The sequence below is a fragment of the Arenibacter sp. F26102 genome (assembly GCF_023015865.1).
Classification (GTDB): Bacteria; Bacteroidota; Bacteroidia; order Flavobacteriales; family Flavobacteriaceae; genus Arenibacter.
In genome coordinates this window covers 118,621-131,709 of the sequence record NZ_JALKBC010000001.1, presented here as the reverse complement: position 1 = coordinate 131,709, position 13,089 = coordinate 118,621, and the positions used below count along the sequence as shown (strand labels likewise).

The following is a 13,089-nucleotide window of genomic DNA, read 5'->3' as shown; positions in this document are numbered from 1 at the left end:
TACTAACCTTATCTTTGTTCATTATGGCCAAAAAGGTAAAGAAAAGAAAAGAAATTAAGCAGAAACTTTTACACAAGTATCGCCTAGTGATTTTGAATGAAAGTACCTTTGAGGAAAAACTTTCATTTAAATTAAGTAGAATGAATGTTTTTGTCACAGGTTCCCTTTTCATTATTGGATTGATAGGTTTCACTATATTGCTAATCGCTTTCACCCCTTTAAGAGAATATATTCCGGGATACTCTTCCACAAAATTAAAGCGACAGGCCACAGAACTAACCTATAGGACAGATTCCCTAGTAGCCACATTAAATTATACCAACAGGTATTTAGATAATATCAGAAAGGTGTTACGTGGCGATATTGAGAATAATGAAATTAATCGTGATTCCCTATTTGAACAGTACAAACTAGATCCATCCACTATAGATTTAACCCCAATAAAAGAAGATTCCCTATTAAGGGCTCAGGTAGCCTTGGAGGATAAATATAATTTGTTTGAAAGAAACATTAATAATCCAGGGCAAGTTCTCTTTTCTCCACTAAGTGGATCCCTATCCCAAGGATTTGATGCGGAAAATAAGCATTTTGCGGTAGATGTTGTGGCACCAAAAGACAGTCCCATCAAGGCTGTAGCCAATGGCACCGTTGTGTTTGCTGAATGGACGGCGGAAACAGGTTATGTTATTATACTGGAACACGTAGACGGACTTTTAAGTGTATACAAACACAACGGGGCATTAAATAAAGGCCAAGGCGATGTAGTCCGAACTGGTGAGGTTATTGCTTCGGTCGGAAATACCGGTGAGTTAACCACAGGACCCCATCTACACTTTGAACTATGGAGTAACGGAAGCCCGATCAATCCCTTGGATTTTATAGATTTTAAATAAAATTAAATGAGTTTAAAATCATTTGCAGCAAAAATATTTGCCCGGAATATCGCAAGAAAAACTGCCCAATGGGTCAATAGCCCCATTGAAACCCAAGAAAAAGTATTCAAGTCCCTCATTGCCAAGGCAACACATACCAACTTTGGCCAAGATCACCATTTTTCGCAAATACAAACACATTCCCATTTTGTGGAACATGTTCCCATAAGGGACTACGAGGAATTAAAGGGATATGTGGAAAAAGTGGTTGCCGGTGAAAAAGATGTCCTATGGCCTGGCAAACCAGCCTATTTTGCAAAAACATCGGGTACTACCTCCGGAGTAAAATACATTCCTATAACCCACGAATCCATAAAATACCAGATTGAGGCTTCACGAAATGCCATTTTAAACTACATCCATGAAACCGGAAATGCAAATTTTGTGGATGGAAAAATGATATTTCTACAAGGGAGTCCGGAAATGTCGGAAAAAAACGGAATCAAAATCGGCAGATTATCAGGGATATCCGCCCACTATGTCCCCAACTACCTCCAAAAAAATAGATTGCCGAGCTGGGAAACCAATTGCTTGGAAGATTGGGACACCAAGGTGAATAAAATTGTAGAGGAAACTGTCAATGAGAATATGACGGTTATTGCCGGTATACCATCTTGGGTTCAAATGTACTTTGAAAAGCTAAACGCAAAGACGGATAAAAAAATAGGAGATCTTTTCAAAAATTTTCAACTCTTTATCTATGGTGGGGTCAATTACGAACCTTATCGAGCCAAGTTTGAAAACCTCATCGGGCGCAGAGTAGACAGTATAGAATTATTTCCGGCCAGTGAGGGATTTTTCGCCTATCAAAATTCACAAAAAGAAAAGGGAATGCTCCTGTTATTGAATTCCGGGATCTTTTATGAGTTTGTTAAAGCCGATGAATTCTTTGTAAAAAGCCCCAAACGGATTACCCTTAAGGAGGTGCAGCTGGGGGTGAACTACGTTATGATTATTTCTACCAATGCAGGTTTGTGGGGTTACAATTTGGGAGATACCGTTCAGTTTATTTCTATAAAACCCTATAAAATTATAGTTTCCGGTAGAATAAAGCATTTTATTTCCGCCTTTGGCGAACACGTTATAGGGAAAGAAGTAGAGGAAGCCATGAGACAGGCCATAGACGGTACCGACGCAAGAATAAACGAATTTACCGTCGCCCCACAGATTAATCCGGAAGAAAGGGAACTTCCCTATCACGAATGGTTGATAGAATTTGAACATCCTCCATCGGATATCAAAAAATTTATCGACATATTGGATAATTCCTTACAGCGACAGAACAGTTATTACTATGATTTAATAGAAGGAAAAATACTTCAAAAGCTAAAAATTACCCAAATAAAAAATGGAGGCTTTCAGGATTATATGCAGTCCATTGGGAAATTAGGAGGTCAGAATAAAGTTCAAAGACTGTCCAATGACCGAAAAGTAGCGGATGCCTTGAGAAGTAAGTTCTTAAAATAATACAATATCAGATATAGATTAAGCCTAATATATAAATCGACCAATCTATTAGACAAAAAAGTCTAATTTTAATAAGTAAGTACTTAGTAGCCAATAGAGAAAAAACACTCAAGGAAAAAATAAACAATTTAAATTGTAGTTTTGCACGAAATCCGCTTATGAGTAAAACCGTTAACACTACTAGGGCACAAGAATCCACCAATGCCATTGAGCGCTTGTATATTACAATGCGTCATCTTTTTAATCGTGGATTTTACAAGCCTTCAGGTGTTTCCGGAGCTGCATTAAGACAATCTCTTTTACAGCTACGTCCAGAAATATATGGCTCCATTGCCGATGAAAAAGCTGAGCTGAACGGACTTATGTATGTTTTGGAAAGATTACCGGAAGGCATAGAACAATGCCGGTTTATAAACCTGACTTCGGATGAAGGATATGCCGGTTCCCAATTTAAACCCATAATACCGCCTAAAAGACGTAGAAACTGTTATAGGATCGATGATGAACAGATGAATATTGAAATCACAAGAGGTAGATCCGATATTTATGACATACTTACACATCTCACCTTTTTATTTATAGAATCAGAAAAGCTAAGTAAAAAAGTCCTTATAGAGGACACTGATAAAACGGTTAGGGACTGGGTGAAATTGGAGGAGGCGGCTCAAAAGGAGGAACTTACCCAACTGGAAAGAGAGGTTGCCTTGATTCATGTAGCCAATATTTTGGGAAGGCCATTTATAGAGATTATGGCAGTTCATAAACAATTATCCACTGCAACAGAACCTGAACGCTTTTTAAAAATAATCTATTGGTTGGGCAAGCTCGCCATTGAGGAAGAAACAACGGGAAATAAAAGAGCAATAACTTTTAGTCCCATGTTAAGAGAGCGTCTGGGCCACCATATTCATGGGGAACGTTGGGCCAATAGGATTAAAGAAACCCTAATGGAGAATGGACTTATGGAACGTCCAATTCATATTATTAGTGCCAATATGCACAGTGTGATGAATTCATTGTTTGCGCAAAAGGCCTTATCAAAATCGTTTAAAAGCAAATCAAAATTGGAAATATATGAAGCTTTAAGCATCCCCAAAAATTCCAATTTAAGGGAAAAAGTCATTGCCCATGCCAAAAAGAACGGGATGATTTCTATTGATGACGTTTCCGGCACCAATATAGATGTCCAAATTTTTGACATGGCCAAATTGGACAAAAACGCTTGTTGCTACGATTTGCCATTAAACTGTCCAGAAAGTGAAAAACCTATTATCTTTGTAATGGATTATGCATTCGGGGAACAGGCCTATGAAACCATAGATGAATTATTAAAACCCTACGGGACCAAAAAAAACCAAGAGATATTTTTGAATGTAGCCTCAATCACAATTATGGGGAAAGCAGGTATCTTGGAGGGTGGAAAAGGAGACATCATGATTCCGGATGCCCATATTTTTGAGGGAACGGCTGATAACTACCCTTTTGAAAATGAATTGAGCAAGGACGATTTTGAAGGCAACGGACTTAGGGTGCTTCAAGGGGCAATGGTAACCGTTTTGGGAACCTCCCTACAGAATAGGGACATCCTTAAATTCTTCCATGAGTCCACTTGGAATGTGATCGGTTTGGAAATGGAGGGTGTTCATTATCAAAAGGCCATACAATCCGCTTCAAAAATTAGAAAAAGTATACGGGAAGACGTTAAAGTACGTTATGCCTATTACGCTTCCGATAATCCTTTGGAAACAGGAAGTACCCTAGCTTCAGGCGGTTTGGGCACCACAGGGGTAAAACCCACTTATTTAATAACGGACAAAATACTAACACAAATATTTAATTCTTAAATTTATATGGCTAATCAACAACCAACTCCTAACCATTCTTCCTCCGAGGAAGTAGATTTGGGTCAACTTTTTCAATTAATTGGAAACGGATTCAAGAAACTAATCCGATTTATTGGAAATATATTGAAGGGAATATTTCACATGGTTATTCTATCCCTACTTTTTTTACAAAAGCATTTTCTAAAATTTGTAATTGCAGCTGTGTTAGGTTTGGCATTAGGCATCTACTTGGATATGGTAAAAGAACCAAAATATATTTCTACTATGGTGGTTGAGCCCAATTTTAACAGTGTACAGCAGTTGTACAATAACGTAAATTTTTATAATGAGTTGGCTAGGTCCGAAGATTCAATAGCACTGGCTGAGGCTATGGAAATAAGTGTTTCCGAAGCCTCTAAAATTAAAAAGTTTGAGGTTGAGTCTTATTCGGATGAAAACCAAAAGGTTCAATTGTTCGATAAGTTTGTGCGCAGTTTGGATTCAACTACCAAAAAGGCCATAGACATGGAAAATTATTTGAAGAATTTTAATGCAATGGATTCCCGTTTCCATACCATTTCAGTTACAGCGGCAGATAATACAGTCGCCAAAAAGATTCAGCCATCCATTATTAAGTCGATTTCCAGAAACGAATATTTTCAGCTGCAACAGAGTATTAGTGACCTAAACATAAGTTTACAGGACAGTCTATATAAAAAGCAATTAATGGAGGTTGACTCTTTACAGCACTTATATAAGCGCGTAATGGAAAAAGAGGCAGAAAAACCATTGCAGGGAACTAACATAAGCTTGGGAGAAAATAACGGTCAAGAAAACAAGGAATTGGCCTTGATAAACCAAGTTGACAAGTTAAAACAAAACCTAGTACTGTTAAACGAAGAAAGAGCCAATAAATCGAGCATTTTAAATGTTATATCCGCTTTCCCTAGAAGGGGTGTAGAGATAAAAGGAATATTGAACAGTAATAAATTTCGGATTCCCCTTGGATTTATAGGGATTACATTGTTATTTTTAAGTCTATTGGGGTTAAACAGCTATTTAAAAAACTATAAAAAAGAATAGTTATGAACATCTTGGTTACCGGTGGGGCCGGCTTTATTGGTTCCCATGTGGTTAGAAGATTGGTAACCAACTATCCAAATTATAATATCTATAATTTGGACGCTCTAACCTATGCCGGTAATTTAGAGAACTTGAAGGACATAGAGTCATCTCTGAATTATACCTTTATTAAAGGTAATATTTGCGAGCCTGATTTTATTAATTCTCTTTTTATAAAGCATCAATTTGAAGGTGTTATTCATTTAGCAGCAGAATCACATGTAGACCGTTCCATAACAGATCCCATGGCCTTTGTAATGACCAACGTACTAGGAACGGTAAATCTATTGAATGCCGCGAAAATTATCTGGAATAAAAATTTTAGGGATAAACGCTTCTATCACATAAGTACAGACGAGGTGTATGGTTCCCTAGGAAAAACCGGTTTGTTTACCGAAACCACGGCCTACGATCCAAACTCCCCCTATTCTGCCTCAAAAGCAAGCTCGGATCATTTTGTTAGGGCTTATGGGGAAACCTATGGCCTGCCCTACTTAATTAGTAATTGCTCCAATAATTATGGCCCCTATCAATTTCCGGAGAAATTGATTCCATTATTTTTGAACAATATCATCAACAAGAAACCTTTGCCTGTCTATGGCGACGGGAATTACACAAGGGATTGGTTGTATGTGGAAGACCATGCCAGAGCAATAGATCTTTTATTCCACAACGGAGAAAATGCCGAAACCTATAATATCGGCGGTTTTAATGAATGGAAGAATTTAGATTTGGTGAAATTGCTTTGCAGAAAAATGGATGAAAAATTGGGAAGATCCCCTGGGGAAAGTGAAAGACTCATCACTTTTGTCAAGGACAGGCCAGGTCACGACTTACGATATGCAATAGATGCTTCAAAAATTAAAAGGGAATTGGGTTGGGAACCATCCGTTACTTTTGAGAAAGGACTGGAAAAAACAATTGATTGGTATTCGACCAATGAGCAGTGGTTAAACAATGTAACCTCGGGCAAGTATAAGGAATATTATGAGAGGCAGTACCCCTAACAATTCCCCCTTCGAAGGGGGATGTAAAGAGTTTACTATTTGAAAAACAGAATAATACCATATAACCCAAAGCTTAAAGCATACGCCAGAGAACTAAGAAAAAATAGTACGCTGACTGAAATATTGTTATGGAACCAAATTAAACGTAAAGCATTGGGGATAGAATTTCACCGATAAGTCCCGATGTTAAATTATATTGTCGATTTTTATTCTCATGAGATCAAGTTGGCCATTGAAATTGATGGAAATAGTCATGACTACAAACAACAGTATGACAAAAGAAGACAAGTTGAAATAGAACAATATGGCGTAACTTTTCTCAGGATTTCCGATAATGACATAAAACAACAAATTTTTAGTGTTTTACCAGTATTGAAGGATAAAATAGACAATTTAAATAATAATTGTTGAGGCATAACATCCCCCTGACCCCCTTCAAAGGGGGAATAATTTGCAATAAATATTACAACATAACTAGATATCAAAAAAATGAAAGGCATCATATTGGCAGGAGGATCCGGAACAAGATTATACCCCATCACTTTGGCGATGAGCAAACAATTGATGCCCATCTATGATAAGCCAATGATCTACTACCCGCTGGCAACCTTAATGTCGGCGGGTATTCAGGAAATTTTGATAATAACCACTCCTCAGGACCAGGTCCAATTTAAAACCCTTTTGGGTGACGGTTCCCAATTGGGCTGTATTTTTAAATTTGCTTCCCAAGAGAATCCAAATGGATTGGCAGAGGCTTTTATCATTGGGGAAGATTTTATTGGAACCGATAAAGTTGCTTTGATTTTAGGTGATAATATTTTCTACGGTTCCGGACTAGCAACATTATTGCAGGCCAATAACGACCCGGATGGGGGTATTATTTACGGCTACCATGTTCAGGACCCTGAACGTTATGGAGTGGTGGTATTTAATGAGGAAGGAAAAGCCATAAGTATCGAGGAAAAACCGACCAATCCAAAATCCAATTATGCTGTACCTGGCATATATTTTTACGATAACGATGTAATTGCTATCGCCAAAAAAATAAAACCCAGCAAAAGAGGGGAACTGGAAATAACCGATATCAATAAGGCCTATTTGGAACAGGGCAAGTTACAAGTGAGCATTTTAGATCGGGGAACGGCTTGGCTGGATACAGGGACCTTCGCCTCCCTTATGCAGGCCTCCCAATTCGTTGAGGTCATAGAGGACAGACAGGGGCTAAAAATAGGATCTATCGAAGAAGTAGCTTATACCATGGGGTATATTTCAAAAGATCAACTGCGGGAATTAGCAAAACCCCTATTAAAAAGTGGTTATGGCAAATATTTATTAGGGCTACTTATAGACCAATTTGGTGGGGTCGTGATGAAGTGATGATGTTACGTAGCTGTGAAGATGTTAAAATGAAACTCGTTAACATCATCGAAAGATCGCTAGATAACTGAATAACAAGATAACCTGGGGTTGAAGTTACGCTGTTATGAATGAGTTAAAATGATACCCATTAATATCATCAAAAGATAACTGAACAACAAGATAATATTAGAAACATTGAAAATTACAAAGACTAGGCTAGAAGGCTGTTTTATTTTAGAGCCCAAGATTCATGTGGATGAGAGAGGGTTATTTTTTGAATCCTATCATAAAACCAATTTAGAGCAAGCCATTGGCGAGTCCATAAATTTTGTTCAAGATAATATTTCAGTTTCCAAAAAAGGAGTATTACGCGGCTTGCATTTTCAAACCGGAAAAAACGCCCAAAGTAAATTGGTGCAGGTGTTGAAAGGTGACGTTTTGGATGTAGTAGTAGATATGCGCAAAGAAAGCAGCACATTCGGCCAGCATTTTAAATTAAAATTATCCTCGAAAAACAAGAAATCTATTTTTATACCTAAAGGTATGGCGCATGGATTCTTGGCCTTGACCGAAGATGTTATTTTTAGCTATAAATGCGATTCCCATTACCACAAAGAGGCTGAAAGCGGTATTAAATACAATGACCCCGATTTAGATATTGATTGGGAAAAAGACGACATGAATCTAATATTATCGCCAAAAGATTTGGAATTACCCCTATGGAAAGAGATTCAACTATAACACGAATTTTGGTTACCGGGTCTTCTGGGCAACTAGGTCTTAGTCTTCAGGACATAGCTAAGGAATATCCACTGTTGAAATTTGTATTTGCCAATTCCCAAACTCTGGACATAACAGACACTGAAAAAGTGTGGAAAACCATTGAAATAGGCTATTTTGACTACTGTATTAATTGCGCTGCCTACACCAATGTAGAAAAAGCAGAGAAAAGCCCACAAATCGCCTTTAAAGTGAACGCTGAAGCCGTTAAGCATCTGGCACTGGCCTGCGAAAATTATAATGTTACCTTGATCCACATATCTACCGATTATGTTTTCGATGGAGAAAAAGGATCACCATATACGATTGATGACCAACCAAACCCAATTAACGCATATGGCATGTCCAAATGGGAGGGAGAAAAGTATATCCAGGAAATATTGGATAAGTATTATATTGTCCGTACCTCATGGTTGTACCATAAAACACATGGTCACAACTTTTACAAGACCATTTTGAAAATGGCTAAAAAGGGCGAGGAATTACGCATAATAGATAGTGAAGTTGGTTGCCCGACTAATGCAGTAAACTTGGCCAAATACATTTTGGAACTAATTTCAAATACAAATCCACAATATGGCATTTATCATTTTACAGACGGAAAAGCCATGAGTTGGTTTGGTTTTGCCAAAAACATATTGCAGGACAACGGACTGAAAAATACTACAACTATTGTGAAGGAGAATAATTATCGTAGTTTTGCCAAGAGACCTAAAATAAGCGTTTTAAAACAATAAACAACAAAGTGTATAATGGATTTTACAGGTAAATCACTTTTGATAACTGGAGGAACTGGTTCCTTGGGAAAGGCTTTAACAAGCCATATATTATCTAATCACTCTGAAATTAGAAGAGTCATCATCTTTTCGCGAGACGAACAAAAGCAATTTCAAATGGCTCAAGAATTTCCCATTGACCAATTTCCCCAAATAAGATTCTTTATTGGTGACGTAAGGGATAGGGATAGATTAATTAGGGCCTTTAAAGGTGTAGATTACGTCATCCATGCCGCAGCTATGAAACACGTTCATCTAGCTGAATATAATCCAGAGGAATGCATAAAAACGAATATAGGCGGGGCCCAAAATGTAGTGGATGCTTGCTTTTCCACGAACGTTGAAAGAGTAGTAGCGTTATCAACTGATAAGGCTTGTGCTCCAATAAATCTTTATGGCGCCACCAAATTGACCTCAGATAAGTTATTTGTCGCAGCCAACAATATTAAAGGGGACAGTCCAATACGTTTTTCCGTGGTACGTTATGGCAACGTTATGGGATCCAATGGTTCTGTAATACCTTTTTTCATTAATAAGAAAAAAGAGGGTTCCTTGCCTATTACAGATCCCAATATGACCAGGTTCAACATTTCGCTTCAAGGAGGAGTTGACATGGTAATGCATGCTTTGAAATATGCTTGGGGTGGAGAGCTTTATGTTCCCAAAATACCGTCCTACAGAATTTTGGACGTTGCCGAAGCAATTGCTCCTGAATGCAAAAAGCCAATAGTAGGAATCAGGCCAGGAGAAAAAATTCATGAAGAAATGATTACTCCTTCAGATTCTTTTTACACCTATGATCTTGGAAAATATTATACAATATTACCTTCCACACACAAATGGAAATTGGAAGAATTTATAAAAGAATTTAATGCAAAACCCGTACCATCAAATTTTAGTTATAATTCGGGTGAAAATGAAGAATGGGAAACGGTTGAAACTTTAAGATGCTTAATAAAAGAACATGTAGATACTAATTTCGTTATATAATGCAATCTATACCCTACGGAAAACAGAACATTGAGCAGGATGATATTGATGCTGTAATAAAAACGCTTACTGCAGATTTTTTAACGCAGGGCCCAAAGGTAAAGGAGTTTGAAGATAAGTTCGCCGAATATGTTGGGGCAAAATATGCTGTGGCCGTCAATAATGCCACGTCTGGGTTACATCTTGCTATTTTGGCCTTGGGTATAAAACCAGGAGAACGTGTAATCACAACACCAATAACATTTGCAGCTTCTGCCAATTGCGTAAGGTACGCCGGGGGTGAAGTTTGGTTTGCAGACATTGACCCCGACACCTATCTAATATCTTTGGAAAGCACCAAAAATCTTATTGAGAGTAAACCAAAAGGCTTCTTTAAAGGAATTATTCCGGTTGATTTTGCAGGCTTACCTGTGAATCTTGAAGAATTTCGCAATTTAGCCGACGAACATGACCTATGGCTCATTGAAGATGCTGCGCACGCTCCAGGGGGGTATTTTACAGATTTAAAAGGTAAGCAGCAAAAGTGTGGTAACGGAAACTACGCGGATTTAGCAGTGTTTTCTTTCCACCCCGTAAAACATATAGCATGCGGGGAAGGTGGTATGGTAACCACTAACTCTGAAGTGCTGTATAAGAAGGTGTCATTGCTTCGAACTCATGGAATTACCAAGGAAAACATGCAGGAGGACCATGGTGGTTGGTATTACGAAATGCAAGAACTGGGGTTCAATTATAGATTAACTGATATTCAATCCGCTTTAGGTATTAGCCAGCTCTCTAAAAATGATGCTGGGGTCAAAAGAAGAAACGAGATTGCTGAAGCCTATAAAAGTGCTTTTGACGGAACAATTAAATATCAACATTTACCCAAAGGAACTTACAATGCCCATCATTTATTCGTTATAGAAGTTGGGGATAGAAAAGGATTATACGACTTCCTAAGAACCCAAAATATTTTTGCTCAGATACATTATATTCCAGTATACTCTTTACCATATTATAAGGAAATCGGTTATGGTAGTGCCGTTTTAGACAACTCCGAAAATTATTACTCTAAATGTATTAGTTTACCAATGTATCCAAGCTTGACAGATGAGGAACAAGAATATGCAATAAAGAAAACACTAGCATTCATTAATGGCTAATCTAGCAATTATACCAGCGCGAGGAGGTAGTAAGCGTATCCCACAAAAAAACATTAAACCTTTCTTGGGAAAACCAATAATTGCTTACTCTATCGAGGCCGCTTTAAAAAGTAATCTTTTTGAGGAGGTTATGGTATCAACCGACGATGAGGAAATTGCTGAAATCGCCTCTCAATATGGTGCGAAAATACCTTTTATTCGCAGTTCAGAAAATTCAAACGATTTTGCAGTATTAGCAGATGTGATAGGAGAGGTTTTAAAAACCTATTCAATACAAGGTTTAAACTTCGACAATGTTTGCTGTATTTTACCAACGGCACCTTTTGTTACGTCAGAAAAAATTATCGAAGCATATAATTTACTAATAGATACTGAACGTAATTTTGATACCGTTTTTCCGGTTTTGGAATTTTCTTTTCCTATTCAACGTTGTCTACAAATCAAGAATGATAAAGTTGAAATGATTTGGAAGGAACATCTTAATACTCGATCGCAAGATTTAGAACCTAGATTTCATGATTCAGGGCAATTTTACTGGATAAAATCAAAAGCATTTTTAGAAGAAAAAAAAATACTTACAAATAATTCCGGCGCTGTTACCATATCTCAACTTCATGCACAAGATATAGATACAGAAACCGACTGGAAGTTAGCTGAGATTAAATATAAAATGTTGCTCAATGAAAAAGAAAATAATCTTTAGGGCAGATGGAAATTCTGAAATTGGATTAGGGCATCTGTATCGATTATTTGCATTGGTTGAAATGTATAAAGATGAATATGATTTTGTTTTTTTAACTAAAAAAGATACTCTTTTAGATGTCATCCCTCTTAATTACAAGGTAAAAACAATTCCAAATCATGTAAACATAAATAGAGAACCGATTTGGGTTTTTGAAAATTTTCCACCTGAGGAGTATATTCTTATCGCTGACGGATATCAATTTGTGAGTGCCTATCAAAAAAAAATTAAAGAGTTGGGTTATATTTTAATATACGTAGACGACTTGGCAAATGAACATATGTATGCAGATTTGGTTGTAAACCATTCGCCCCATATAACGGACGTTCAGTACAAAAAAGAAAAATACACTAAGTTTGCTTTAGGAACTGACTATGCCATATTAAGACCGTCTTTTCTAAAGGTATCTTTAGGAAATCGAGATATTAAATCTTTAAGTAATGTATTTGTTTGCTTTGGTGGAGCTGATAAAAATAATTTTACATATAAAATTATGCTTGAATTATTGAATATTCCTGAAATCAAAAAAATTAACCTTGTTGTTGGAGGTGCATACAAATACCCGGAAATATTCGAAGTAGAAAAGAAAAATTCTAAAGTTAAGATATTCAAAAATTTAAATGAAAAAAGTTTACATACCTTAATGGATACATGTAATTTTGCAGTAGCACCTACAAGTACTATTTTGCTTGAATTGATATCGGTCAATATGTACCTAGTATCGGGTTATTATGTGGAAAATCAAAGGATGGCTTATTACGAATTTGAAAGAAGAGCCGTTTTTAAAGGGTTAGGTGATTTTAATAAATATCAATTTGATTTTCTAAAAAATCATCTAATAAATGTTTCAGCAAATGACATAAAAAATCAAATTGAAGCTCAAAGGATGTTAATTGATGGTAATCAAAAAAGGAGATTTTTAAAATTAATGAATAAATTAAGTTAA

At 36.8% G+C, this 13,089-nt stretch carries 12 protein-coding genes and 1 pseudogene; all 13 read left to right on the top strand.

Annotated elements, in window-relative coordinates; genetic code table 11:
- The first annotated feature begins 23 nt into the window (after positions 1–23).
- The 13 genes and pseudogenes from MWU78_RS00495 (at position 24) to pseG (ending at position 13,089) form a co-directional block, all read left to right on the top strand.
- Positions 24–893 carry a M23 family metallopeptidase gene (locus tag MWU78_RS00495; RefSeq protein WP_246993944.1) on the top strand — a complete coding sequence of 290 codons (870 nt, stop codon included), beginning with the start codon at positions 24–26 and terminating at the stop codon, positions 891–893.
- Between the two features lie 6 nt (positions 894–899).
- Positions 900–2,399 (top strand): GH3 auxin-responsive promoter family protein, encoded by a 1,500-nt coding sequence (locus MWU78_RS00490; protein ID WP_246993942.1) that lies wholly within the window; start codon positions 900–902, stop codon positions 2,397–2,399.
- Positions 2,400–2,557: 158 nt separating this feature from the next.
- The gene (locus MWU78_RS00485) at positions 2,558–4,243 is read left to right on the top strand and encodes a hypothetical protein (protein ID WP_246993940.1); all 1,686 of its coding nucleotides are present in this window, start codon (positions 2,558–2,560) and stop codon (positions 4,241–4,243) included.
- Between the two features lie 6 nt (positions 4,244–4,249).
- On the top strand, positions 4,250–5,305 hold the full coding sequence (locus MWU78_RS00480) for a hypothetical protein (protein WP_246993938.1): 1,056 nt from the start codon (positions 4,250–4,252) through the stop codon (positions 5,303–5,305).
- A 2-nt stretch (positions 5,306–5,307) separates the two neighbouring features.
- A complete protein-coding gene (gene rfbB / locus MWU78_RS00475; RefSeq protein ID WP_246993936.1) occupies positions 5,308–6,351 on the top strand; it encodes a dTDP-glucose 4,6-dehydratase in 1,044 nt (347 codons plus the stop codon).
- A gap of 39 nt (positions 6,352–6,390) precedes the next feature.
- Positions 6,391–6,762 (top strand): annotated as a pseudogene (locus MWU78_RS00470) (DUF559 domain-containing protein).
- 78 nt (positions 6,763–6,840) lie between these two features.
- Positions 6,841–7,728 (top strand): glucose-1-phosphate thymidylyltransferase RfbA, encoded by an 888-nt coding sequence (gene rfbA / locus MWU78_RS00465; protein ID WP_246993934.1) that lies wholly within the window; start codon positions 6,841–6,843, stop codon positions 7,726–7,728.
- 177 nt (positions 7,729–7,905) lie between these two features.
- Positions 7,906–8,451 carry a dTDP-4-dehydrorhamnose 3,5-epimerase gene (gene rfbC / locus MWU78_RS00460; protein ID WP_246993932.1) on the top strand — a complete coding sequence of 182 codons (546 nt, stop codon included), beginning with the start codon at positions 7,906–7,908 and terminating at the stop codon, positions 8,449–8,451.
- Positions 8,430–9,227 (top strand): dTDP-4-dehydrorhamnose reductase, encoded by a 798-nt coding sequence (rfbD, locus tag MWU78_RS00455; protein WP_246993930.1) that lies wholly within the window; start codon positions 8,430–8,432, stop codon positions 9,225–9,227. Before rfbC ends, rfbD begins: the two co-directional genes overlap by 22 nt.
- Before the next feature lie 15 nt (positions 9,228–9,242).
- Complete coding sequence (pseB, locus tag MWU78_RS00450) at positions 9,243–10,256, top strand: UDP-N-acetylglucosamine 4,6-dehydratase (inverting) (protein WP_246993928.1); 1,014 nt, start codon at positions 9,243–9,245, stop codon at positions 10,254–10,256.
- Positions 10,256–11,401, top strand: coding sequence for a UDP-4-amino-4,6-dideoxy-N-acetyl-beta-L-altrosamine transaminase (gene pseC / locus MWU78_RS00445; protein WP_246993926.1), 1,146 nt, complete (start codon positions 10,256–10,258; stop codon positions 11,399–11,401). Before pseB ends, pseC begins: the two co-directional genes overlap by 1 nt.
- Positions 11,394–12,104, top strand: a complete 711-nt coding sequence (pseF, locus tag MWU78_RS00440; protein WP_246993925.1) for a pseudaminic acid cytidylyltransferase — start codon at positions 11,394–11,396, stop codon at positions 12,102–12,104. Before pseC ends, pseF begins: the two co-directional genes overlap by 8 nt.
- Positions 12,082–13,089 carry a UDP-2,4-diacetamido-2,4,6-trideoxy-beta-L-altropyranose hydrolase gene (gene pseG / locus MWU78_RS00435; RefSeq protein WP_246993924.1) on the top strand — a complete coding sequence of 336 codons (1,008 nt, stop codon included), beginning with the start codon at positions 12,082–12,084 and terminating at the stop codon, positions 13,087–13,089. The genes pseF and pseG overlap by 23 nt, the downstream gene beginning before the upstream one ends.